This is a genomic window from Paenibacillus sp. WG02 (assembly GCF_055396115.1).
In genome coordinates this window covers 1,625,355-1,648,444 of record NZ_AP036016.1, presented here as the reverse complement: position 1 = coordinate 1,648,444, position 23,090 = coordinate 1,625,355, and the positions used below count along the sequence as shown (strand labels likewise).

The following is a 23,090-nucleotide window of genomic DNA, read 5'->3' as shown; positions in this document are numbered from 1 at the left end:
CCGTCAATACATTTAAAGATATTTTCTCTTAAATTTCGACTTTTCTCATTTCCTTCCGAAATCAGCCTTGATTTCTCCCCACTTCCGCGTATCCCACTTCACAATTTTATTGGAATAGGTGTTCGTTTTGAGCCATTTCAGCGCCCGATCCACTAATGTCCAAATTTCTTCTGTGGAAGCATCCCTAACTAGGTTAGTGGAAACCTCCTTCTTGCGTATCCAGCTCAAAGCTGTAACCGAATCGGTGTAAATCGTTTTATTACTGCCTTGCTTCTGCAAATAAGCGAGCCCGTGAACAATAGCTAGAAACTCACCTAAATTATTTGTCCCTTTGGAAATAGGTCCTTGATAGAATATAATCTCGCCCGTTTTCGTGTCGACACCTTTGTATTCAACAATGCCTGGGTTCCCGGAACAGCCAACATCGACAGAGATACTGTTATAGTCGACTTCCGGAGCTGTCTCAGGGGTAGCAGACTTCCCCTTAGAAGTCGCGGCTGTCCCCCCATTTCCAGAGAAATTCAGCGACTTCTGCCACCCTTTTTCCAGTGCCTGACGTGCTTCCAGCTCTGATTCATACGATTTAAATCTAGCTTGCGGGTAACCTTTGGTCTGCGCCTGACAATCAGCCCACGTACGGTAGATTCCTGGTTGATGCCCCACCCAAACCACATAATATTTCACTGCTGCCATCTTATTCACTCCGTAATTGTTGATATATTTGATGTACAAGATCTTCCACAAGTTTCACTGTATCACCGAAATAAGGCCGATAGTCCAAATCTTTAATAAACGCAAGATAAGCTTCGCCTACCGCCAAAACCTTCTCGCTGTACTCCAAGCTAGGAATCATGTGCGTTTCAAGTTCGCGGTACGTGCCTTTAGAGCGCTCTTCAACAGATGCGAGTTCCACTTGTTCATCCGCCAAATGACGGACAACGAACGAAAAACCTCTACACTCCGGATCTCCGCAGCCGCATACAAAGAACGGCATTCGCTCCCATTGATCCGCTGGCGCAAAACGATTCGGCGCGGTATCCTGCAGGGCACTATACAAAAACGCAGGAAGCCCTACATCTACACAGAGAGGCTCTTCAATTATGATACTATCGTCCACCGCCATGAGGACATCTGCCTGAATAATTTGTAAATCCTTATCTAGGGACCAGCCCTTTATGGATATATCAAACATAACTCCTGCCTCCGCTCTCCCATTTATTCGGTTTTCTCATTATAGCAAAGACTGTGCATTCCTGCTTTTAAGGTTTTTTTATTATGGTGAAAATTTCCAATTTAGGTTATGAGTATAATTCCTAAAAAAGATTATACTACCATTACTGGAGGTGATATCAGATGGCATCAGGACAATCTCGTAGCAGCAACCAACTAGTTGTTCCACAAGCTACACAAGCTCTAGACCAATTGAAATATGAAGTTGCTCAAGAATTGGGCATCCAAATTCCTCAAGACGGTTACTACGGCTACATGGCTTCTCGTGATACAGGAGCAATCGGTGGTAACATCACTCGTCGTCTCGTGCAAATTGCTGAACAGCAACTTGCTGGCGGCGCAGCCGGTAAATTCAGCAGATAACAGTTTCCCCTATACTTACGTTTAATAAGGGCTTTCTTTTAAGTAGCAACCTACTTGGAAGAAGCCCTTCTATTTTTATGCTAATGGATAAAAATAACCGGCTTACGCCGTCCTTGTGCGTGAAGCAAGCTTCGCCCAAGAGATGTAATGCATATGCTCGCTTATGCGACTTGCCCACCCGATTTATGCACTATGATCGCTTATGCGGCTTGCCCACCCGATTCATGCACTATGCTCGCTAACCACTTGTAGCATGCCTCCCAAAATTTGATTCAAGTGTCTTTGGGAAGCTTTGTTAGGGTAGATTGGGCTATTGGGCATACCAATGTTGTATTTGCTACAACAATTCACACGCCTAAAGGCTATTTTGCAGCTTGAAGTTGTAGTTCGTACAACATTTCGAGCCCATTTCCTGCGAAATCGCGTTTAAGGGGCTCAATTGTTGTACATTATGCAACAACAGAGGGAGAGAGGCGGGATCTGGGCAGTAATTGTTGCACTTTTTACAACATCATTCAAAAGAGAATATAGATTCATTCACCCGGTATTCCCTATTCCCTTACAAACAAATACAAACAAAACACCAGGAATTCATAGTCAATTACACTGCTTACTCCGTCCTTCTGTGAGAGATTTGTAAAGCCTGCTAGTTCCATTGGATTAATCCAGTGGAACTAGAGATTTGACGGCTTAAAAGTCAATTCCATTGGATTAATTCCAATAGAAGTACGAATTTCATAGCCTGAGAGCAGATTCCATTGGAAAAATCCAATGGAAGTATGAAATTCGTTCTGAATACCGATTCAATGTCCCAGAAGGTCAATAAGCCAAAAGGGCTGTCCTCAAGTAGATATTATCTACTTTTGGGACAACCCCTTCATTTTAAGGCTTCACTTGATATAGGTTATACAAATCATCCAGCATAAGGTTAGCCGCTTTGACACCGCCGGCCGTATTCCAAGTCGCATCATTCACTTTGATTAACTTATTTTCTTTAACCACTTTAAGATTTTTCCAGAGCGGGTCATTCATCCATTCCTGCTCTTGCTTGGTCCCTTTGCCATCACCGGTCTCGTATGTAAAATAAAACACTTTATCAGCAGCATCAAGCTCCGTTAAACGCTCCTTGGTAATGTCTTCGAATGATTTCTCATCACTCTTAGCATCCGAACGAACGATACCGATTTGTTTAAAAATAACACCCGTGAACATATTGCCGTAATAGTATCTGGTTTTACCACCCATAAAACGGACAACAGCCACTTTCTCTTTCAGCTTATCGCCTGCTTTGCTTTTGAAATCCTCAATGCGTTTGTCGAAAGCTGCGATGATTTTATCGCCTTCGGCTTTCTTATTTAACGTATCGGCATATAAACTGAAGTTACTTTTCCACTCACCGCGCAGCGTCTCCGAATAGACTGTTGGGGCAATCGCTTTTAATTGATCGTAGACTTTTTCATGACGCATCTTATTACCAATGATTAAATCCGGTTTGAGCGATGCGATCAACTCCAAATTCGGTTGTGCTTCACCGCCAACTGTCGTCACACCCTGCATATCAGCTTTAATATGATCAAACCATGGGCTTCCATAATAAGATTCAACGGCGCCTACTGGTTTTATGCCTAACGCAAGAAGTGCTTCCGTTCCTTCATTGGTCAAAATAACAACACGCTTTGGATTCGCCGGTACGACCGTTTCTCCCATGGCATGTTTAATGGTTCGAGGACTATCCGCTTTCGCTGATGCCTCAGGTGCTGCCGATGCTGAAGGCTGTGAACCTTGCTTTTCTCCACATGCCGTCAAAACAACGGACAAAACAAACATAAGTGCAATAAGAGCCCAAGCTCTTCCTTGTTGACAATTTCTCTTTCCAAACATATAAATGAGTTCCCTCCACGCAGTCAATTGATGATAACGATTATCATTATCTATCACATACTACTAAAATTAGTACCTGCCTGTCAATCTGCATTGATAATGATTATCATATTCGTTGACTTCGTTAGTCAGACTCATTAAAATAAATGAAGCAGGATTTAAGGAAGCAGGCACTCATTCATGAACAATTCGATCTATTCAAGCAAAGAACGTCTCCACCATTTCTATAAAAGTATTGGATTACTCGCAGCTTGCTGCTTGCTGGCTGCAATGATGCTCAGCAGCGTCATGTTCGGACTACATACATACTCATGGGACCAAATTATGAGCTCTTTTTCTCAGACCGCCCAATCAACAAACGAAGCTATCATCATTCAAACGGTCCGCATCCCAAGAGCTCTAATAGCTGCACTAGTCGGAGGAAGCTTGGCTGTTGCAGGCGCACTTATGCAAGCTATTACAAGGAATCCGCTGGCTTCCCCGAGTATGTTCGGCATTAATTCAGGCGCTGCGTTTGCTATCGTGTTATCTGTTGGATTTTTTAATGTTTCCAGCCTTACACAGTTTACTTGGATTGCATTTCTTGGCGCTGCATTCAGCTCAGCACTTGTTTATGGACTCGGTTCCTTGGGCCGGGACGGCTTAACGCCTATGAAAATTACGCTAGCAGGCTCAGCATTGACGGCATTTTTCGCTTCGTTAACCCAAGGCATTTTGCTTGGAAACGGTAAAGCGTTTGACCAAGTCTTATACTGGCTTGTTGGATCTGTTGAAGGACGGACTATGGCCATGCTCCAATCCGTTTACCCTTATATCCTAATTGCCTGGATTGGCGCCTTATTCTTATCGCCGCACATCAACATATTATCTATGGGGGATGATGTAGCCAAAGGGCTTGGACAACGAACCGTATACGTGAAATTCATTGCTGCAGTTGTGATTGTCATTCTTGCCGGAGGTTCTGTTGCTGTTGCGGGACCGATTGTTTTCGTAGGCATCATCATTCCGCATATCGTTCGCTTTCTTGTTGGAATCGATTATCGCTGGGTTATTCCATATTGTACGGTTCTAGGTGGCATTCTTTTAGTTGGGGCTGACATTATCGCTCGTTTCATTGTTATGCCTAAGGAAGTTCATGTCGGGGTAGCAACAGCTATTCTCGGAGTTCCCTTCTTCATCTATATCGCTCGCAAAGGGGGACTTCTGAAATGAGTCATTCCCATCGTTATGTCGCCATTCGACAAAAACGCTTCTCTTATCTGATCAGTAAGAAATCTCTGATTGTTTCTCTTTTTCTGCTCCTTGCGGTCATCATCGTGATGATTCTGAGTACAGGAATAGGAAGCATCTATATCCGACCCGCTGAAGTCGTTCGCGCTGTTTTTGGTTACGGAACTGATCCAAACACGATGATCGTCAGGACTTTGCGTCTGCCAAGAGTCATTGTTGCTGTCTTAATAGGTGCATCTCTAGGAGTAGCCGGAGCCATCCTGCAGGGCATTGTACGAAATCCGCTAACTTCGCCGGATACGATTGGCACAACGGGTGGAGCTACGCTTGGAGCTGTTTCTTTTTTCTTTTTTTTCTCAGATAAAATCAGTATTCACTGGCTGCCAGTTGCCGCTATTATTGGCGCTTTCGCCGCTACATTACTGGTCTATTCACTCTCTTGGAAAAATGGGATCACGCCTCTGCGGCTTGTCCTGATTGGAACGGGACTAACCGCTGCGATGAGCGCATTGTCTTATCTCATGCTGCTATCCGGACCGATTATTCTGGCTAATCAATCTCTCACCTTTATGACAGGCAGTATTTACGGAGTTTCCTGGAAAAAGGCGGTTTACCCGCTCTTACCATGGGTTTCGCTGTTAATTCCCATCATTTTCTTGTATGCGCGGCACATTACGATACAATCCTTGGGTGAGGATATCGCACGTAGTGTTGGGAGCAACGTCCAACGTCAACGCTTCTTATTGATCATCCTTAGCGTAGCCTTATCCGGAGCTGCAGTTGCATTCGGAGGTGCGATCAATTTCATTGGTCTTATGGCGCCGCATATTTCCCGTAAGCTCGTAGGTCCTAGCTTCGGCGCGCTAATCCCTGTGTCCGCTTTGACAGGCTCCCTGCTTTTGTTATTAGCTGATTTAGCAGGGCGCTTCTTATTCAAACCGCTCGATATTCCAGCAGGTGTATTCACAGCAGCTATCGGCGCCCCTATCTTCATCTATGTGCTATATCGCAGTAGAAATCGCGGTTAACAACTGCGGTTTTACTTAAAGGAGACAGATCAATGCCCACTCTAGAAAATGCACTGGAAGCACAATCGCTTCAGTTAACATACGGAGAGACAACCATCTTCCACAACTTGAATTTACAAATACCAAAAGGCAAAATCACCGTGTTTATCGGCAGCAATGGCTGTGGGAAATCTACACTTCTACGTTCTCTTGCTAGACTGCTGAAGCCGAAATCGGGCGCCATTCTTCTCGATAGCACGGAAATCGCCAAACTCTCAACCAAAGAGGTTGCCCGGCGAATGGCCATCCTTCCACAAGGACCTTCCGCGCCCGAAGGGCTTACTGTACGTCAGCTCGTAAAGCAAGGACGCTACCCTTATCAAAGTTGGCTGCAGCAGTGGTCATCGGAAGATGAGAGCAAAGTCATGCAGGCGCTTCAGGTTACGAATATGCTCACATACGCGGATCGAAGTGTGGATTCCTTATCTGGCGGGCAGCGCCAAAGAGCATGGATCGCCATGACATTAGCGCAGGACACCCCTACTCTGCTCCTAGATGAGCCCACTACTTATCTGGACTTAACCCATCAGATTGAGGTACTGGACTTATTGTTCGAGCTGAATGAGAATGAACAACGCACGATCGTGATGGTCCTGCATGACATTAATCTTGCCTGCCGTTATGCCCATCACATCGTCGCCATTAAGGACAGTTCGGTTTATGCGGAAGGAACGCCGGAAGACATCGTGAACGAACAGCTGCTTCTCGATGTATTCGATATGAAATGCAGCGTAGCGCCTGATCCTATCTTCCGTACACCCATGTGTATCCCTTATGGAAAGGGTCGGATTCTTCCCCATAAATAATAACAACCCCGGTCATCAATGTGACCGGGGTTGTTTGTGATATAAAGGGATAAGTGCTAAATCGTTCTTGCAAAATTAGCCATATTATAATTGCTTTCGAACATAATACTTGCAGACACCATGTTTTGCCTAATGGTGAAATCGAACAAAATTTCACCATGCGTCCAGCTTTTCTTCCTTTTCAGCGATTCAATGGCCATCTGCCGGAAGGATTGATACTGTAGCTCCGTCAAACCTTTGGTCGTGGTTGCAGGCAATACGCCGTCTTTGCTTTCAAACGGAAGGTGCTTAATACCGAATTTACCAATTTCATTGTTGCGAATGTGAACAAACACAGTACCGGAATTCACGTGGGATAATTCTTCTTTGATCTTTCTAAACACCATGTCGATTTGTCTAGCGAGTGGTATTTGATCCAAATTCATTACTTTCCTCCTTAAGTTTTATTTTTTTACTTATTATGTAATTTATGCGACTGTAGACCTATTATACTCACACCCTTTACATAATTCAACAGTTTATTTACATTATTCACACAATTCTTACTATTTTTAATGCAATGTTAATATAACCCCCATTTCTCTTGTAAGAAACGAACGATATTTGTCGAAATGATGTAGAATATTTCCAGATTCAATGTTATAATTTGCAAACATACATCATGGATTCCAACACAAATAAACAAATTTCGCAGAGGAGTCGGTCGGATTGGATAAAGTATCATCCTTATCGTTCAGAAAGAAACTACAACTTGGTTGTTATGCATTGATTGGTTTGAACTCAATTTTCATGTTGATTGTTACTTTCGCCTCGGATTGGAATCGCTTACTTGGCATCATATTCCTACTCATTATTCTTGGAGGCAGCTACCCGTTCATTCGATGGTTCGAGAATCAGCTAACAGAACCTATTGCTGATTTATCCCGAATAGCGCTCAACATATCCAAAGGGGACTTCTCTCAAAAAGTAACCGTAACCTCAGATGACACACTTGGTCAGCTTGGCCAATCTTTTAACAAAATGATAGATAAACTCCGCGATATTCTTCGCGACACAGGTAACATCTCGAAGCAGGTTTTTCAAACAAGCCGCGATATATATGTTAAAAATGAAAGCTTCCGTACAGTCCTAGAACAAGTGAGCATTTCGGCCCACGAGCTCGCCTCAGGTGCCGGGCAAATTTCAGAAGAAGTTTCCGGTGTTTCAATCACTTCCAAAGATATTGAAGTGAGAATCGTCAACTATGCCGGATCTGCCAAAGAAATGAAAGACCGCTCTGATCAAATGATGACTCTTGTAGAAAAAGGACGCACGTCCGTTGAAAGCCAAGGCATCGGTATGAAACGAAATGTAGAAGTTACCCAGCAGGTGTCTGATACAATTGACATGCTGGCTCGTCAAGCTGAAGGCATCAGCAGTGTGACTCGTTCCATTTCCGAGATTGCTGAGCAAACGAACCTCTTGTCCCTCAACGCTTCCATCGAAGCTGCTAGAGCAGGCGAACATGGCCGGGGCTTTGCAGTCGTTGCGCAGGAAGTGCGCAAACTTGCTGAAGAGTCAACGTCTCTTACACGTGAAGTATTCGGTTTCGTGAAGAGCATCGAGCAAGGCATACAAGAAGCTATTCGCAGCATTCAAGTGAACGAAGACGTCGTGAAGAAACAAACCGTGTTAATCGAGCAAACCGAAATTGTTTTCGCTGAGATTGTCGGAAGCGTAGGCTTTATTTCGGAAGAAATTACCCGCTTCGCAGAAGAAAGCGAGCAAATGCTGACAAGCTCCGAACAAATCGCTGCAGCGATGGAGAACATATCGGCGATCACGGAGGAATCAGCGGCTGGTACGCAAGAAGTTTCTGCTTCTATGAATGAACAGATCGCTACGGTACAAGGAATCGTCACTCAAGCAGAAGAGATGACGCGTGTAGTTACACAATTACAACAGACGATTCAAATCTTCAAATTATAAGCTTTACTTGCACAAAAAAGGCTTTCCCACTTCAATCATGGGAAAGCCTTTTTCGTTCACACTCGGACTTTAGCTTCTGTCAGTTCCATGAACTGCTTCACATCTTGAGCTGCCATATCAACTGCGCTTTGCCAGAAATCAGGCTCTGTCAGATCAACGCCAAGATGCTTCTGAGCAAGCTCCTCCACGTTCATGCTGCCTGTGTCTCTAAGCAAAGAGATATACTTATCTTCGAAGGCTGCACCTTCCTGCACAGCTCTCGCGTAAATACCTGCACTAAACAGGTAACCGAACGTGTAAGGGAAATTATAGAAAGGTACATCCGTCGCATAGAAATGCAGCTTAGCCGCCCAGAAATGCGGGTGATAGCTGCTTAAAGCATCTTTGTAAGCAAGTTTCTGCGCATCCACCATGAGCTCGTTCAAGCGCTCAACGCTAACTAAACCTTGACTTCGCGCTTCGTAAAAGTTCGTCTCGAAGATGAATCTCGCATGGATGTTCATGAAGAAAGCAATCGCGCGTTGGATTTTATCTTCGAGTAAAATGATACGTTCTTCATCTGTAGAAGCACTCTTCACAACTGCGTCCGCTACTATCATTTCAGCGAAGGTTGAGGCCGTCTCAGCGACGTTCATTGCGTACTCCTGCGCTAACGCAGGCATATCCGTCATGACATGCTGATGGTAGCCGTGACCTAGCTCATGCGCTAATGTAGAAACATTGTTGAGCGTACCGCCATAGGTCATGAAGATACGCGTCTCCCCCGCAATCGGGAAAGAAGTACAGAAGCCCCCAGGACGCTTCCCTGCTCGATCCTCAGCTTCAATCCAGCGCTTCTCAAAGGCTTCTTCCGAAAAGGCTGCCAGCTTGGGACTGAACCGTTTGAATTGATCGACAATCAGCGTAGCGCCTTCGTCATAAGAAATTTTCTTCGAGGAATCGCCCAGTGGCGCATCCACATCAACCCAAGACAACTTATCTACACCTAGCAGCTTCGCTTTACGGTTTAAATAGTCAACGAAAATATCTTTGTTGCGGTCGATCACTTCCCACATGACATTCAGCGTTTTCTCTTCCATGCGATTGATTGCAAGCGGTTCTTTATGTATGTTCTTCCAACCTCTGTATTTATAAACCTGAAGACGGAAACCTGCCAAATGGTTTAATGCTTCGGCACAATATTCCTCTTTATCTGTCCATGCTTGTTCCCATTTTTCAAACAGATCCAGTCGTTCTTCACGATTCTCCGTATGGAGTTTATTGAATGCTTGACCGGCGGATAGCTCTACCATTTCACCGTCAACCTCCACAGGCATGCGGAATTGACCAACGGTCGTATTATACAGATCTCCCCACCCATGATAGCCATCTACGGCCAAATCATTAATCAGAGCTTCCTGCTCAGGCGGCAGCTTCTCCTGGGCCAAGGCACGTCGCTCGTGGAGCGAAAAAGCTATGGCTTTGAACGGCTCTTTCTGCAGGAGAGCTGACCATACATCATCTGGGATCCCCGTCAGTACTTGATCAAAATGGGTGAGCGACGACAGATGCTCTGCATACAAGCTTTTGACCTGTCCGCTAAGTACAGGCGCCTTCTTATCCTTTTGATTATCCGCCAGCAAGCAGCTTACAAAAGAATCCGCCTCATGGATATGCTTCAAATTATGCTGAAGCAATTCGATCAGTGTTACTAGCGAAGCTGTGTCTTCTGACTGCTCTGGTGAAGGGGTATTTCGTACTTGTTCTTGAAAAGCAGCAATCGATGCTTGAAGCTCCTTCAGATGAGCTGCGAATGCAGGAGACTCGCTTCCCCCAGGAAAAAAGGTTTCTAAATTCCATGTTTGATTAAGAGGTAAATTAAGCAAAGCTATCACCTTTCCTTTCCATCTTTTATTAAATCATAAACGCTACCTGATCGCCAATCATACTCATCTTGCTCATTGCTTATAGGTAAAAAGTATGATTCAATTATAGGTAGTTCCCACACTATATATTCGGAACAGGATGGGTGATTTCAACTATGAAACCGTTACAAATTTCTCCAGAAACGGCCGTTAAGCTGGCTGAACAGCTTAAGGTGCCTTTAGAACATCTCATGCATATGCCACAACATATTTTACTGCAAAAACTAGCGGAGCTCGCTAAAGCTTCCTCTACGGAAAATAGCGATCCAGAATCGAAGTAAGCTTTGATCCCTTTCGCTAATACTTGGCCTTATGACATTATTATGAAGGACATTTATGTGGCTGAGTGTCCCTTTTGCCATAGCCCCAATGTGCTGCTGCCGCTCAAAATCCACGAACTGACATCTATTCACGAAGGAAAAAAAAAGCTGTTAGTGTTTCCTTGCTGCCATAATAAGCTAACGCTCGTTGACACAGATCGCGATTATTTATTGGCGGACACCGTAATACGCAAATGAATCGCAGCTTCCAAGCGCAAGGAGTATAAAGAATCCCTATGAATGAGTACCTCGTTCCTTTGACAAGCGCATGTACGTTAGTTACGTTAAATTACATGGCAATGAAAGTTCGCAGCAAGATGCTTATTGATTCTTATGAGCACTTGCTTGCCCCATTGCTCACTGGACTAGCCAGCATCCTTATGATGCTGGTACCCCTGCCAGAGCTTTTTGGTCTGGTTGATTTACGTTCTGTCCCCATCTTTATGGCCGGTTTGCGTTATGGACTGCCTGTTGCCCTGCTATCGACAGTATTACCCTCGGGCCTTACCCTCTTCACGCAAGAAAGCCAAACCTGGTTCATCATCGCACAAGAACTTATTGCCCCGGCACTGATAAGCTCCATCTTTCACAACAAAGAATACCGCAGTGGTTTCTTGGACATACCTATTCGACATGGGCTCCAAATATGTTCATTCGTCTTCCTCCTTCGCCTTCTGATACATCAGCTTCTAGAGAGTAACTTATCCTGGCTATACGCCTTAGATCAGTTGTTTATGCTGGCTATCATGTCAGCTGCTTTCATCATCATCATCGTTATGGTCAATGATGAGAATAAAGGTTGGCGGCTGCAGCGCCAATTAGAGCTTCAAGCCAATCAAGACAGCTTAACCAAACTGCCGAATCTGCGCAGCTTTATGCCGATCGCCAGCAATGCGCTTCACAAGCGCAGAGTATCCATCATGATGATTGATTTAGATAATTTCAAGCAATACAACGATCAATTTGGACATTTGGAAGGTGATCAGCTGCTTCGCGAGATCAGCAGTGTTTTACGAAACCATATCCATGAACAGGATTACTTGGCCAGATACGGGGGTGAAGAATTTATTCTTCTCAGCTCAGAAATTGATCCACTGCGGCTAAGCAAATATGCAGAACGGCTATGCTCCATTGTCGCTGATACGTTCCACCAAAAGAATCTTACGGATTTTGCTCCAATTACAATCTCAATAGGAATTTCAACCGCGGAAGAACATCAGATGGAATTGAGACGAATCATCTCTGAAGCGGATCATGCGCTTTATGAATCCAAACATCACGGTAAAAACCGTTCTACCCTTTACAAACATGTGCAATTAACAAATCAAAAAAAATGAACGCTTAACCATTCATGGGATTGAACTCAACTCCCAGAATAGATAAGCGTTCATTGATTTATACGACAATACTCATTATGTAGCTTGTTTCATTTCGTCTGGTAGCTCCATACGTATGGCAAGCATATCTTCACGGGTTGCTATCCATTGTTCACGACTTGCTCTAATCATACCGGCATCCATAATCTTACGATCATTAATGATGCGTGAAAACCATTTGACGGCCTCATTAAAGCGGCTTAATCTGCGATTCAGCTCTCCAATCAAGTACATGAGTCGTGCATTATTGAGATCCAAACCTTCTGTTTCATACACACTGACATAAGCTTCCAAAGCAAACGTTAGGAAACGCTCCTCCTGCTCCCAATCTCCTATGGACCGATACAACCATGCCAAATGGTGTAGAAGACCTGCTACAACTCGCGATTTCTCATCTCTAATCTGTGCACTGAGAAGGGCCAATTTGTAACTCAGAAGCGTATCTTCCCAAGTTCTTTCTCCGCAATAATTGCGCATGGACCAGTTTTGAGCCACTCGCTCGTAGAACACTTCCCTCTGCGCGGGTTTCCATTTATCCGAAAAGTTTTCCGTATGTGCATATCCGCAAAAAGGACAGACCCTCACGACATAGAAGTCGGGATTGATATCTTTATAATGAACGCAGAAATCCGTATCTGTTTTACTAGCTTTTTTGAAGCTTGGTCGAACCTTCATCGTTTTGTAGGAATTCTCGCAATATGTGCACTTCACTGCTATTTCATATAAAGGTTCGACCAATATTGAAACCCCGCCTTCACTAATGTTGTATGTAGGAAAGAAGAACTATTCTTCTTCTGATGTGTTAATGAAATGATAGGCAGAGCCTTTCAGCCGCTCAAGTAAAAAATCCCGCAAATCAGCCGGTAGTCCTACTTCCACCATGGCTTCCGCCATACAGCCTAACCATGCATCTGCACGTTCAACGGTAATAGGGAATGCCATGTGTCTAGCTCTCATCATCGGATGTCCATGCCTATCTGAATATAAGGTTGGACCTCCAAAAAACTGACTTAAAAACATGAACTGTTTTTCTATAACGGGTTCTATATCGGAAGGGAACAGAGGCGATAGAAGTGGATTTTGCTGAACTTTTGGATAAAAGGCTTCCACGAGTCGGCGTACCGTCTCCGCTCCCCCCATCAATTCATACAACGTGCTGCGATCACTTTCTGACATTAGGTAAACCTCGCTATTCGTCTTGCTTTAATAGTTTTCTAAATCCTCATCCCCTGCATGCATGAGCGTTTCTCGAATGACAAATACGAACATACATACAACCAAACCAGCAATGACACCTGTCATTTGAATCACTCCCGCTGCCTAGGATAAAAGACTTTACTAGTTCTATTTTACCATAAAACCGAGCTGTGAACAGTACCAAAGTCTAAGTATTTTGGGACGGCATGTATGTCCCATCCTGTTCATATAGTTGAGTAGGAGGAGGTATCCAATCTCATGCAGAAACGAAATTTCACGGCTGCGTTACTCATGGCATTTGTTGTTGTTGCCATTATTCTATGCTTATTCGCATTCCCTCATGACGGTCTTCAAGCAGCCTTGCGCGGCGTTTCCATTTGGTGGGATGTGCTCTTTCCCGCACTGTTCCCTTTCTTCGTCATATCCGAAATTATGCTTGGCTTTGGTATCGTTCATTTCTTCGGTACGCTGCTCGATCCGATGATGCGTCCCGTCTTCCGTATCCCTGGTATCGGTGGCTTCGTCATGGCTATGGGCTTCGCTGCCGGTTATCCGGTCGGAGCTAAGCTGACCTCCCAGCTCTGGGTGCAAAAGCTTGTCAACCGGGAGGAAGGTGAACGACTGGTTGCGTTCACAACAAGCTCCGACCCGATTTTCCTAATTGGAGCTGTTTCAATAGGCTTCTTCCACGATGCTTCTTTGGCTATGATCTTGGCTATTGCTCATTATGGAGGCTCGGTGCTTATAGGTTTAATGATGCGATTTCACGGCAGGAAGAGCCTACCTACAGAGAAGGAGACGATAAGCAAGGGCTGGGTCTGGAAGCGTGCTTTTAATGCCATGCACAGCGCTCGAATCAACGATGGCAGATCTATAGGAACACTTTTAAGTCAATCCATTCTACAGTCGCTCAGTTTGATTTTCGTAGTAGGCGGATTAGTTGTATTCTTCTCTGTTGTTTTGGAAGTCTTAACAGCAGCTAAGGTCATGAATGCAATCTATCTGCTCATCTCCTCCATTCTACAAAACACAGGGCTCCCCCATGAGTTATCACAAGCGGTTATGAATGGTTTGTTTGAGGTGACACTCGGGGTGAAGGCAGCCGGGAATGCTCCCGCTTCACTAGCGCTCTCCAGCAAAGTGGCTATCGGCGCTTTCATTTTGTCATGGGGCGGCATGTCCGTTCATGCTCAAATTGTTAGCTTATTAAGTCATACCAATCTGCGTTATTTGCCATTTGTCACGGCTCGCTTCATCCATGCCTTACTCTCCGCTGCTATTGTTCTCGTTTTTTGGGAGCCTATGCAAATTTTTCGTGAGTCCAAATCCGTTTTCTTACCTCAATATGATTCGGCTTCTCCAGTTCTTAGCTATCTAAGGTTAATGCTGCCAATTAGCGGAACGGTCTTCCTTGGTGCTTTTTCTGTCATTGTCGGACTCTTTGCTGCATATTCCTTACTTAAACTCGTGTATGAAAAGGTTGGTGGAACAAGATAATATGGGTAATCACGATCATGATCATAAAGGGAGAGAACATCCAGATATGCAAGCAGCCTTCCCCCAAGTAGCGAGACATTTGCCTCCTGCGATTGAGCGTTTGAATGAGTTATCATTCAACTTATGGTTCAGTTGGAACCATGACGCCTTGCAGCTTTTTGCACAGATGGATCCCGTAAAATGGGATCAATGCGGCCATAATCCTGTTCTTTTACTTCACCTGTTAGACAATTCACAGATTGAAGCCCTCAGTGGCAACCCAGATTTTGTAGCTCATTATCAACAAGTAATTGCCAAATTCGATGCTTATATGAATGGCACCACTTGGTTTCAAGAGAAACATCCGGATCAAGGTTATGTAAAAATTGCGTACTTCTCCGCAGAGTTCGGCTTTCATGAATCTTTGCCGATTTATTCAGGTGGATTGGGAATCTTAGCCGGCGACCATGCGAAATCTGCAAGTGATTTGGGTATCCCTTTGATCGGTGTTGGACTTCTTTATAAAAAAGGTTATTTCACGCAGAAAATCGATGCCTCCGGTGGTCAGCAAAGTGAATTGTACCCTTATGACTTCACTAAGCTCCCGATCGAACCTGTGCTGCAAAATGGCCAACAACTCGCCGTATCCATTGATATGCCGGGCCGCGTCATCACCTTACAGGTTTGGCGTGTGCGTGTCGGCCGTAATTCGATCTATTTGCTGGATGCCGATCACGAAGCTAACAATCTAGCGGACAAAGAACTGACCGCTCAGCTGTATGGGGGCAATCAGGATACGCGGATTGCTCAGGAAATAGTTCTTGGCATTGGAGGCGTTAAGGCGCTGCGGCTGCTTAACATCTACCCGAACGTGTACCATATCAACGAAGGACATGCGGCTTTCCTCACGCTGGAGCGGCTGAAGGAGCTTCTGCATCTAGGTCTTCCCTTTCATGTGGCGGTTGAAACCGTTCGCTCAGCCACTGTATTTACGACCCATACGCCTGTACCTGCGGGGCATGACACATTCTCCATCGAGATGGTGGAACACTATCTCGGGCCTCTTCTAAGTGTGCTATCGCGGTACAAACAGGATATTGTTGCATTAGGGCTCGATCACCATACGGGTCAATTCAATATGACCCATTTGGCCATGAATACAGCTGGACTGCGCAATGGGGTCAGTAAGCTGCACGGTCAAGTATCCCGAGAAATGTTCAAAGAATTTCACGGTCATATCGATGCGAGTGAAGTTCCCATTAGCTCCATTACGAACGGTGTACACATGGATACATGGACAGCACCGCAATGGAAGGAACTGCTTGATCGTTTCCTGCCCGGTTCATGGCGGGAAGAACAAGCCAATAAGCATCAGTGGGCGCAAATTGAGGTCATTCCAGACGAATCCATCTGGAAAGTACATCAACAACTGAAAGAAGATTTAGTTCGCTACGCCAGGCGGAATTTGCTCGAGCAGCGAAAGCGCAACGGAGAATCGGAAGAGCGCATCGAAGAAGTTAGACAATATTTGAACCCCAAGGCATTAACCATTGGATTTGCCAGAAGGTTTGCGACCTATAAGCGGGCTAATCTTATTTTTAATGATTTGTACCGGCTTAAGAAGATCATCAATGATCCCGAGAGACCCGTACAATTTATTTTTGCTGGTAAGGCTCACCCTGCCGATTACCCAGGTCAAGAGCTTATCCGTGAAATTTATCGCGTTTCGCAAATGAAAGAATTCGTCGGGAAAATCGTTATTCTCGAAAACTATGACATGAATATGGCACGTTACCTCGTTCAAGGTGTAGACGTCTGGTTAAATAACCCCCGTAGACCCCTTGAAGCCAGTGGAACGAGCGGTCAAAAGGCAGCCATGAACGGGGTACTTAATTTTAGCGTACTCGATGGTTGGTGGGAGGAAGGCTACAACGGTGCGAACGGTTGGGCTATCGGATCCACAGGAGCAGCGGACTGGGCTGCACAAGAGAAAGAAAATACGCAAGCCATCTATCACATTTTAGAGAAAGAGATTATTCCGCTGTACTACAATCAAGGAGCACTCCCGCATCAATGGATCAGCCGTATGAAACGTTCTATCCAATCGCTTAGCCCTGTCTATAACACACATCGCATGGTGCAGGACTACACAGAGCTCACCTATTTGCCGACTGCTCAGCGAGCCCGACTGTTTGTTTCTAATCATTATGATGTTGCAACAAAAGTTGCCGATTACAAACAGTTCATCCGTTCGAATTGGTATCACGTGAAAATCATAGGCATCGATGACCGCTCTGCTAAATTATCAACTGAAGTGCCGTTAAACGAAATAAAACCATCAACGAAAGAAATTACGACACAAGTTCACTTCGGACCCATTTGGCCGCAAGATACGGCAGTAGAAGTCATTTATTACGAGGAAAATGGCGAAAAATGGGAGAAAAAAATCATTCCAATGGAACCTATTGGTGAACTGATTGAACAAATGCAGAGCTACAAAGCGACCATTCCAGCGCATCTCATTCATGGGCCTCACTTCTCTATTCGGGTGCGCCCCATCTCATCAAACTTCGCACATTCCTTTGAACTTTCCTTAGTAACTAGTACATTATCGTGGCAGTAAATACGTGAATTCCTAGATAAAGCCCCGTTTGGGGCTTTTCTTATTTTCTTTTATAAATTATTATGAATAGAGAACTTAACGGTATGTGCATGTGTTCGTGAATGCAAATCTAACCACTTGGTGATGCTATGGATTGGAATAAGGCACTGGAATTGGCATATATCGCACCGAATACGGATTGTCATTTGATCATTGTCGGAGAATGTAAAGATGGGCAGCCTTTTTGCTATGAAGAAAACTTCTCCATAGACAGAATAGGTGACGCTTCATTCACCGTTTGTTTAGAGCTGTCCGGAATTTTTCCATTCGACAAATTAGAGCATATTTCTTTCATTGAGTTTTCTTTTAAAGACCGTGGAATTTTATTTTACGCCTATGTCGATTTAATTCAACTTGAATTAAAGAAGACGATATGTTACCTTTCGTTATCCATTCCCGAAGAAATTCATCATCATCAGAACAGAAGGTACAGCCGAGTTAAGCTCTCCCTTCGAACACCGATCACACTGCGTATTGTTGGCATTCGCGGTATATCCGCAAGCAAGGGAGTCGCTTTTTCCGGACAACTGCTTGATATTAGTGCCAGCGGTCTTTCTTTTGTTACGACGAATCGGCTTTTCTTTCCGTTATTTCTGGAATTCAGCTTCATTCTCCCTGGGTATCCCCATCCTATAACGGCTTATGGTGAAATTATTAGGGTGACGAATTTCAGTAACGATTCTTATCGGGTCGCCGCCGAATTCCGACATACACCTGAATCGATGCTTCAGGACATTGATAAATATTGCTCGATTACAAGCTAATGCTTACGAAGAAAGTTTTCTTACGAAAACTCAGTTAATGCTTACGAAGAAAGTTTTGCTAAAGCAAAACTCTTAGGAGGAAACCAATTGAAATACAACGTCATTGAACGAGGCGATGACATCTCCAAGGGGCTGACAGAGCGGTTCCATAAACTCGCCGCAGAGCAAGGCATGCCGAGGGATGAAGAAAATCCCGACATTGTCCTTTCTATTGGCGGAGATGGCACGATGCTGCAAGCTTTTCATAAATATGTGCAGCAGCTTGACACAATCGCTTTCGTTGGGATCCATACTGGACACTTAGGTTTCTTCGCAGATTGGAAACCAGATGAGCTGGATTATCTAGCTTCATTGATGTTCAGCGTCACCACCCCCGAGGAGCTGCGTGTTGTGCAGTACCCCGTCGTTGAGATTGAAATTACGACTGAAAAGGGCTCCGAGACGCATCTGGCGCTCAATGAATTTACCATACGAGGAATCGAAGTATCACTAGTCGCGCGACTTCACGTTAACGACGAAATGTTCGAAATGTTCCGCGGGGACGGAATCTGTATCTCCTCGCCTGCCGGCAGCACAGCTTACAATAAAAGCTTAGGTGGAGCAATGGTCCACCCTTCGCTTGAAGCCATTCAAATTGCAGAGATTGCTTCAATTAACAATAGGGTCTACCGAACACTCGGTTCTTCCATGATTTTACCGAAGCATCATCACTGTGACATTTATCCCAAAGCGCAGCAGAATATGCTTTTATCACTTGATCACTTATACTTGCAGCGCGACGACGTTGTATCTATCCGCTGCCGTGTAGCTGCCAACGTGAAAGTTAAGTTTGCCAGATTCCGCCCATTTCCTTTCTGGAATAGGGTTCGGGAAGCTTTTGTTGGGTTAGAAGTGAAATAAACAAGAAGAAGACGCCCCTCACTCCGCTGGAGAATGAGAGGCGTCTTTTGGTTTCACTACATTAAGGAGTGGTTGTAATCACTTCAGAAGGCACTTGCTGCTTTGCGCCATTCACTTTTTCGATAATAAAATACGCGCAGCCAAAGTTGCAGTACTCATTCAAGTAATCTTGAAGAGCCGCGATGGATGATTCCTTTGTCGCTTTAGGATGGATTTCTTTAAAAAATCCTCTCAGCCTTAACTGGCTGTATCCCCAATCGCCGACAATATAATCATATCGCTCCAACACTTCGCTAAAACGTTCTTTAAAAACTTCAAAATTCCAGCCATTCTTATGATCTGTAACGAGCTCATATGTTTTATTGGCAATATGAATCATGATGGTAGGAAGCTCTCCTTTCTATGATCCGTTCGTTAATCTAAACGTTCGAGGCCGCTTGAACTTGTTCATGGGCGTGGTACGAACTGCGTACCAATGGCCCCGACTCTACGTGCTTAAAGCCACGTTTCATGCCTTCTTCTTTGAGCATAGCAAACTGCTCAGGCGTATAATACTTGGCTACAGCCAAATGTGTTGTCGACGGCTGCAGGTACTGCCCAATCGTCATAATGTCGCAGCCAACTGCTCGTAAATCCTCCATCGTTTGCAGCAGCTCGTCCCACTCCTCGCCTACGCCAATCATGACGCTGGATTTGGTAGGGATGTTCGGAGCAATACGCTTCGAACGCTCCAGCAGTTCAAGAGAACGGCGATATTTCGCCTTCGACCGGACGCGGTCTGACATGCGTTCAACAGTCTCCATATTATGGTTCAAGATATCAGGTTTGGCCTCTAGAACCGTAGCCAGTGACTCTTCCCGACCCAAGAAATCGGGGATCAGCACTTCGACTGTGCACATTGGCAATTTGCGGCGAATTGCTTTGATGGTTTCAGCGAATATCATCGCACCGCCATCTGCTAAATCATCGCGCGCTACGGAAGTGACGACACAGTGACGCAGTCCCATTTGTAATGCGGCATCAGCTACACGTTCTGGTTCTTCAAGATCCAGCTCGGTAGGCAGCCCTGTTTTGACTGCACAGAAACGGCATGCTCGGGTACAAATATCGCCCAAAATCATAAAAGTGGCTGTACGATTCGCCCAGCACTCATGAATGTTCGGACATTTGGCTTCTTCGCAAACCGTATGCAGCGTCTTGGAACGCATCATTGACTTTATTTCTTTAAAATTCTCATCTGTCTTGAGATTAATTTTTAACCAGTCTGGTTTTCTCTCTAATGGCTTTGTAGGCATTATATTTCCCGCCTTTTATTTGGTTTCTCGTTCTTGTTATTATAACATGAATGACTGACAAAACAATCCACTTTGCCAGTCAGTTGTGATACACTTATCAAGATGGCCAAAACAGCTTAACCTATCAAGTAAAGGCTGTATGGGAGGGAAGAAACATGAGCATACAAGAAGTAACAAGAGAGAAAGACCGCAAACTTGGAGAAATTTTAAGAGGTATGGGACGAGTATTAATCGCCTTCTCCGGAGGGGTTGACAGTACATTCGTCCTCAAACGTGCGCAGCAGGAGCTCGGAGATCAAGTCTTAGCCGTCACTGCAGCATCCGAAACGTTCCCTTCTCGGGAATTCGATGCCGCCGTTGAACTAGCAGAACAAATCGGTGTCCCACTGTACAAAACAGAGGTCAAGGAACTAGAGAACGCGAATTTCGTCGCGAACAATCCAGATCGCTGTTACCATTGCAAAACGGGACTTTATTCACATTTGCAGCAACTAGCCAAAGAGTTAGGGTACCCCTATATTCTGGATGGTTCGAACATGGACGATCTCGGTGATTATAGACCGGGTCTACAAGCCAAGAACGAGCAAGGCGTCCGTAGTACTTTACAGGAGTCCGGCATGACCAAAGACGAGATCAGACAGCTTTCCAAAGAGCTTGGACTGCGTACTTGGAATAAACCGTCTTTTGCTTGCTTGTCATCTCGCATCCCTTACGGGACGCAAATTGAGAAATGGAAAATCGACCAACTGGATGAAGGCGAGTACTTCTTGTCCCAGTTCGGATTGTATCAGGTGCGCGTTCGTCACCATGAAAAAATTGCCCGCATCGAGGTTATGCCGGATGAGATTCATAAAGTCGTTGAGCACCGTGATGCGATCTATGAAAAGTTCAGCAAGCTCGGCTTCACTTACGTGACGCTCGATTTACAAGGTTACCGCACGGGCAGCATGAACGAAGTCCTGTCCAAGGAGACGAAAGACAAGGTGAAAGAAGCATCCTTATGATGGATCTAGAGAAAATCTTAAAGCTCGTCCAGGCGGGCGATCTGGACGTAGAAGAAGCCAAAAAGCAAATCATCAAGGAAGGCAGCGCCGCAGGCCCAGCTAACCTTGATCTTGGATTTGCTCAGCTTGACATCGATCGTGAGAAGCGTACGGGCTTCCCCGAGGTCATTTTCGGGGAAGGCAAGACCGCGGAGCAGATCGAGGCGATTTTCCGGCGTCTGATGGAGCACACCGAGCGCGTGCTCGCTACGCGCGTCGACGCGGCCAAAGCCGCCCATGTTACGGCTGCCGTGGAAGGCGTCACCTACCACGAAACGGCAAGGTCGCTAACTTGGTTCAAGCGGCCTATGCTTAAAGTCCACGACGGCTATATCGCCGTCGTGTGCGCAGGTACCTCCGACCTCCCCGTGGCGGAGGAGGCGGCTCTAACAGCAGAATGCCTGGGCAGCCACGTTGAACGAATATTCGACGTGGGTGTAGCTGGCATTCACGGGCTTCCGCCGGCTGGAGCTCATTCGCGGTGCAAACGCGATTGTGGTCGTTGCCGGCATGGAAGGCGCGCTCGCCAGCGTCGTCGGCGGGCTAGTAGCCAAACCGATCGTGGCTGTGCCTACAAGCATCGGGTATGGTGCGAACCTTGCAGGCATCGCCCCTTTGTTGTCGATGCTAAATAGCTGCTCACCAGGAATCTCCGTAGTGAACATCGACAACGGCTTCGGAGCTGGCTATTATGCAGGGCTCATTAACAAAAATATGTCGAAACGAGCGTGAGATCCTACAATGCGCATTTTGTATTTAGACTGCTTCTCCGGAATCAGCGGCGATATGACCCTTGGAGCTTTAGTAGATGCGGGAGCAGATCGAGCTTACATTGAAGATGAGCTTACCAAAATCAAGCTAGAGCCATACATGTTGGAATGGAAGCGTGTTGTTAAGCGCGGCATTTCTGCCATGAAGCTAGATGTCATTCTAGACCCGCAGCATCCGCCAAAACACCATCGTCATTACTCAGAAATCGTACAAGTCATTCAACAGGCAGAGTTCAACGAGCGTGTAACAGCTCTCAGCTTAGCTATCTTTGAAAAGATCGGTATCGCTGAAGCTAAAATACACGGTATTCCCGTTGAAAAAGTACACTTCCACGAAGTCGGAGCCATAGACTCCATAGTCGATATTGTAGGTGTAGCCTTAGCCATTGACTCCCTGCAAGTCGAGCGGATTTTTTCCTCCCCAGTACCGCTTGGATCAGGAACGATACATATCGATCATGGTATATATCCCGTTCCGGCTCCGGCAACACTGGAAATGATGCGAGGGTTACCTATTGCTTCAACTAACTACAACCTTGAGATGACTACGCCAACTGGTGCTGGTATTATTTCCGGAATCGTGGACGAGTTCTCCAAAAGCTTTCCTCCTATGATCGTTGACACCATCGGTTACGGTGCAGGAACAAGAGATTTACCTAATCAACCGAATGTGCTTCGTGTCGTAGTCGGTAAAATTGATCCTTATATAGGAAAATGGCAAGTAAGCCACGAGCATCTGGCACATGAACATGGTCATGGTCACGGCCATACACATGATGATCATCATCACCACCAACATGAACATTCACATACACCTCACCATACATGAGCCTCCAAA

The 23,090-nt window shown here is 45.3% G+C and carries 23 protein-coding genes and 1 pseudogene; 15 read left to right on the top strand and 9 right to left on the bottom strand.

What is annotated here, in order from left to right:
• Positions 1 to 45: 45 nt before the first annotated feature.
• Positions 46 to 693 carry a ribonuclease H gene (gene rnhA / locus ACBP55_RS07810; RefSeq protein ID WP_464650780.1) on the bottom strand — a complete coding sequence of 216 codons (648 nt, stop codon included), beginning with the start codon at positions 691 to 693 and terminating at the stop codon, positions 46 to 48.
• Position 694: 1 nt separating this feature from the next.
• Entirely contained in the window at positions 695 to 1,192 is a 498-nt protein-coding gene (locus tag ACBP55_RS07805; protein WP_464650779.1) for a hypothetical protein, read from the bottom strand.
• A gap of 161 nt (positions 1,193 to 1,353) precedes the next feature.
• On the opposite strand from ACBP55_RS07805, the gene ACBP55_RS07800 reads away from it, so the two are divergent.
• The gene (locus tag ACBP55_RS07800) at positions 1,354 to 1,593 is read left to right on the top strand and encodes an alpha/beta-type small acid-soluble spore protein (RefSeq protein ID WP_029194830.1); all 240 of its coding nucleotides are present in this window, start codon (positions 1,354 to 1,356) and stop codon (positions 1,591 to 1,593) included.
• Between the two features lie 882 nt (positions 1,594 to 2,475).
• Here ACBP55_RS07800 and ACBP55_RS07795 read toward each other — a convergent pair.
• Positions 2,476 to 3,474: an ABC transporter substrate-binding protein gene (locus tag ACBP55_RS07795; protein WP_464650778.1), complete on the bottom strand. Its 999-nt coding sequence runs from the start codon at positions 3,472 to 3,474 to the stop codon at positions 2,476 to 2,478.
• A gap of 180 nt (positions 3,475 to 3,654) precedes the next feature.
• Between ACBP55_RS07795 and ACBP55_RS07790 the strand changes: the two genes are divergently transcribed.
• The 3 genes from ACBP55_RS07790 to ACBP55_RS07780 are packed head-to-tail and all read left to right on the top strand — an operon-like array spanning position 3,655 to position 6,577.
• Positions 3,655 to 4,686 (top strand): FecCD family ABC transporter permease, encoded by a 1,032-nt coding sequence (locus tag ACBP55_RS07790; protein ID WP_464650777.1) that lies wholly within the window; start codon positions 3,655 to 3,657, stop codon positions 4,684 to 4,686.
• A complete protein-coding gene (locus ACBP55_RS07785) occupies positions 4,683 to 5,732 on the top strand; it encodes a FecCD family ABC transporter permease (protein ID WP_173188822.1) in 1,050 nt (349 codons plus the stop codon). The genes ACBP55_RS07790 and ACBP55_RS07785 overlap by 4 nt, the downstream gene beginning before the upstream one ends.
• A 32-nt stretch (positions 5,733 to 5,764) precedes the next feature.
• Positions 5,765 to 6,577, top strand: a complete 813-nt coding sequence (locus ACBP55_RS07780) for an ABC transporter ATP-binding protein (RefSeq protein WP_464650776.1) — start codon at positions 5,765 to 5,767, stop codon at positions 6,575 to 6,577.
• Between the two features lie 56 nt (positions 6,578 to 6,633).
• Here ACBP55_RS07780 and ACBP55_RS07775 read toward each other — a convergent pair whose 3' ends face one another.
• Positions 6,634 to 7,002, bottom strand: a complete 369-nt coding sequence (locus tag ACBP55_RS07775) for a hypothetical protein (protein ID WP_029194840.1) — start codon at positions 7,000 to 7,002, stop codon at positions 6,634 to 6,636.
• Between the two features lie 283 nt (positions 7,003 to 7,285).
• Between ACBP55_RS07775 and ACBP55_RS07770 the strand changes: the two genes are divergently transcribed.
• The gene (locus ACBP55_RS07770; RefSeq protein WP_464650775.1) at positions 7,286 to 8,545 is read left to right on the top strand and encodes a methyl-accepting chemotaxis protein; all 1,260 of its coding nucleotides are present in this window, start codon (positions 7,286 to 7,288) and stop codon (positions 8,543 to 8,545) included.
• Positions 8,546 to 8,601: 56 nt separating this feature from the next.
• On the opposite strand, the gene ACBP55_RS07765 is transcribed toward ACBP55_RS07770, so the two are convergent.
• Entirely contained in the window at positions 8,602 to 10,410 is a 1,809-nt protein-coding gene (locus ACBP55_RS07765) for a M3 family oligoendopeptidase (RefSeq protein ID WP_464650774.1), read from the bottom strand.
• 155 nt (positions 10,411 to 10,565) lie between these two features.
• Here ACBP55_RS07765 and ACBP55_RS07760 point away from each other — a divergent pair, with 155 nt between their 5' ends.
• The 3 genes from ACBP55_RS07760 to ACBP55_RS07750 are packed head-to-tail and all read left to right on the top strand — an operon-like array spanning position 10,566 to position 12,106.
• On the top strand, positions 10,566 to 10,730 hold the full coding sequence (locus ACBP55_RS07760) for a YycC family protein (RefSeq protein ID WP_082562639.1): 165 nt from the start codon (positions 10,566 to 10,568) through the stop codon (positions 10,728 to 10,730).
• A gap of 3 nt (positions 10,731 to 10,733) precedes the next feature.
• Positions 10,734 to 10,967: a hypothetical protein gene (locus ACBP55_RS07755; protein WP_084160131.1), complete on the top strand. Its 234-nt coding sequence runs from the start codon at positions 10,734 to 10,736 to the stop codon at positions 10,965 to 10,967.
• Positions 10,968 to 11,005: 38 nt separating this feature from the next.
• Positions 11,006 to 12,106, top strand: a complete 1,101-nt coding sequence (locus ACBP55_RS07750) for a diguanylate cyclase (protein WP_464650773.1) — start codon at positions 11,006 to 11,008, stop codon at positions 12,104 to 12,106.
• A 75-nt stretch (positions 12,107 to 12,181) separates the two neighbouring features.
• Here the strand turns inward: ACBP55_RS07750 and ACBP55_RS07745 are convergent, their stop codons facing one another.
• The gene (locus ACBP55_RS07745) at positions 12,182 to 12,886 is read right to left on the bottom strand and encodes a DUF2225 domain-containing protein (protein WP_464653260.1); all 705 of its coding nucleotides are present in this window, start codon (positions 12,884 to 12,886) and stop codon (positions 12,182 to 12,184) included.
• 42 nt (positions 12,887 to 12,928) lie between these two features.
• Positions 12,929 to 13,321: a globin domain-containing protein gene (locus tag ACBP55_RS07740; protein WP_464650772.1), complete on the bottom strand. Its 393-nt coding sequence runs from the start codon at positions 13,319 to 13,321 to the stop codon at positions 12,929 to 12,931.
• Between the two features lie 279 nt (positions 13,322 to 13,600).
• Between ACBP55_RS07740 and ylbJ the strand changes: the two genes are divergently transcribed.
• From ylbJ to ACBP55_RS07720, 4 genes are all read left to right on the top strand, one after another.
• Positions 13,601 to 14,839, top strand: a complete 1,239-nt coding sequence (ylbJ, locus tag ACBP55_RS07735) for a sporulation integral membrane protein YlbJ (RefSeq protein WP_464650771.1) — start codon at positions 13,601 to 13,603, stop codon at positions 14,837 to 14,839.
• 1 nt (position 14,840) lies between these two features.
• On the top strand, positions 14,841 to 17,441 hold the full coding sequence (gene glgP / locus ACBP55_RS07730; RefSeq protein ID WP_464650770.1) for an alpha-glucan family phosphorylase: 2,601 nt from the start codon (positions 14,841 to 14,843) through the stop codon (positions 17,439 to 17,441).
• Positions 17,442 to 17,569: 128 nt separating this feature from the next.
• A complete protein-coding gene (locus ACBP55_RS07725) occupies positions 17,570 to 18,244 on the top strand; it encodes a flagellar brake protein (protein WP_464650769.1) in 675 nt (224 codons plus the stop codon).
• A gap of 87 nt (positions 18,245 to 18,331) precedes the next feature.
• Positions 18,332 to 19,144 carry an NAD kinase gene (locus ACBP55_RS07720; protein WP_464650768.1) on the top strand — a complete coding sequence of 271 codons (813 nt, stop codon included), beginning with the start codon at positions 18,332 to 18,334 and terminating at the stop codon, positions 19,142 to 19,144.
• A gap of 61 nt (positions 19,145 to 19,205) precedes the next feature.
• Here the strand turns inward: ACBP55_RS07720 and ACBP55_RS07715 are convergent, their stop codons facing one another.
• Together ACBP55_RS07715 and lipA are read right to left on the bottom strand one after the other, a co-directional pair.
• A complete protein-coding gene (locus ACBP55_RS07715) occupies positions 19,206 to 19,523 on the bottom strand; it encodes a YutD family protein (protein ID WP_036632718.1) in 318 nt (105 codons plus the stop codon).
• A 40-nt stretch (positions 19,524 to 19,563) separates the two neighbouring features.
• The gene (lipA, locus tag ACBP55_RS07710) at positions 19,564 to 20,439 is read right to left on the bottom strand and encodes a lipoyl synthase (protein WP_057307613.1); all 876 of its coding nucleotides are present in this window, start codon (positions 20,437 to 20,439) and stop codon (positions 19,564 to 19,566) included.
• Between the two features lie 155 nt (positions 20,440 to 20,594).
• On the opposite strand from lipA, the gene larE reads away from it, so the two are divergent.
• From larE to larC, 3 genes and pseudogenes are all read left to right on the top strand, one after another.
• A complete protein-coding gene (larE, locus tag ACBP55_RS07705) occupies positions 20,595 to 21,443 on the top strand; it encodes an ATP-dependent sacrificial sulfur transferase LarE (protein ID WP_464650767.1) in 849 nt (282 codons plus the stop codon).
• Positions 21,440 to 22,214: pseudogene (gene larB / locus ACBP55_RS07700) on the top strand (nickel pincer cofactor biosynthesis protein LarB). The gene larE and the pseudogene larB overlap by 4 nt, the downstream one beginning before the upstream one ends.
• A gap of 9 nt (positions 22,215 to 22,223) precedes the next feature.
• Positions 22,224 to 23,081, top strand: coding sequence for a nickel pincer cofactor biosynthesis protein LarC (larC, locus tag ACBP55_RS07695; RefSeq protein WP_464650766.1), 858 nt, complete (start codon positions 22,224 to 22,226; stop codon positions 23,079 to 23,081).
• Positions 23,082 to 23,090: the final 9 nt, after the last annotated feature.

What these genes read in the sequence shown, in the direction of transcription:
- ACBP55_RS07740 (WP_464650772.1), bottom strand. Translation starts at nt 13,321, where the DNA reads ATGTCAGAAAGTGATCGCAGCACGTTGTATGAATTGATGGGGGGAGCG.
- ACBP55_RS07775 (WP_029194840.1), bottom strand. Translation starts at nt 7,002, where the DNA reads ATGAATTTGGATCAAATACCACTCGCTAGACAAATCGACATGGTGTTT.
- ACBP55_RS07750 (WP_464650773.1), top strand. Translation starts at nt 11,006, where the DNA reads ATGAATGAGTACCTCGTTCCTTTGACAAGCGCATGTACGTTAGTTACG.
- ACBP55_RS07800 (WP_029194830.1), top strand. Translation starts at nt 1,354, where the DNA reads ATGGCATCAGGACAATCTCGTAGCAGCAACCAACTAGTTGTTCCACAA.
- ACBP55_RS07780 (WP_464650776.1), top strand. Translation starts at nt 5,765, where the DNA reads ATGCCCACTCTAGAAAATGCACTGGAAGCACAATCGCTTCAGTTAACA.
- ACBP55_RS07715 (WP_036632718.1), bottom strand. Translation starts at nt 19,523, where the DNA reads ATGATTCATATTGCCAATAAAACATATGAGCTCGTTACAGATCATAAG.
- ACBP55_RS07795 (WP_464650778.1), bottom strand. Translation starts at nt 3,474, where the DNA reads ATGTTTGGAAAGAGAAATTGTCAACAAGGAAGAGCTTGGGCTCTTATT.
- larE (WP_464650767.1), top strand. Translation starts at nt 20,595, where the DNA reads ATGAGCATACAAGAAGTAACAAGAGAGAAAGACCGCAAACTTGGAGAA.
- ACBP55_RS07785 (WP_173188822.1), top strand. Translation starts at nt 4,683, where the DNA reads ATGAGTCATTCCCATCGTTATGTCGCCATTCGACAAAAACGCTTCTCT.
- ACBP55_RS07760 (WP_082562639.1), top strand. Translation starts at nt 10,566, where the DNA reads ATGAAACCGTTACAAATTTCTCCAGAAACGGCCGTTAAGCTGGCTGAA.
- glgP (WP_464650770.1), top strand. Translation starts at nt 14,841, where the DNA reads ATGGGTAATCACGATCATGATCATAAAGGGAGAGAACATCCAGATATG.
- larC (WP_464650766.1), top strand. Translation starts at nt 22,224, where the DNA reads ATGCGCATTTTGTATTTAGACTGCTTCTCCGGAATCAGCGGCGATATG.
- lipA (WP_057307613.1), bottom strand. Translation starts at nt 20,439, where the DNA reads ATGCCTACAAAGCCATTAGAGAGAAAACCAGACTGGTTAAAAATTAAT.
- ACBP55_RS07805 (WP_464650779.1), bottom strand. Translation starts at nt 1,192, where the DNA reads ATGTTTGATATATCCATAAAGGGCTGGTCCCTAGATAAGGATTTACAA.
- ACBP55_RS07725 (WP_464650769.1), top strand. Translation starts at nt 17,570, where the DNA reads ATGGATTGGAATAAGGCACTGGAATTGGCATATATCGCACCGAATACG.
- rnhA (WP_464650780.1), bottom strand. Translation starts at nt 693, where the DNA reads ATGGCAGCAGTGAAATATTATGTGGTTTGGGTGGGGCATCAACCAGGA.
- ylbJ (WP_464650771.1), top strand. Translation starts at nt 13,601, where the DNA reads ATGCAGAAACGAAATTTCACGGCTGCGTTACTCATGGCATTTGTTGTT.
- ACBP55_RS07790 (WP_464650777.1), top strand. Translation starts at nt 3,655, where the DNA reads ATGAACAATTCGATCTATTCAAGCAAAGAACGTCTCCACCATTTCTAT.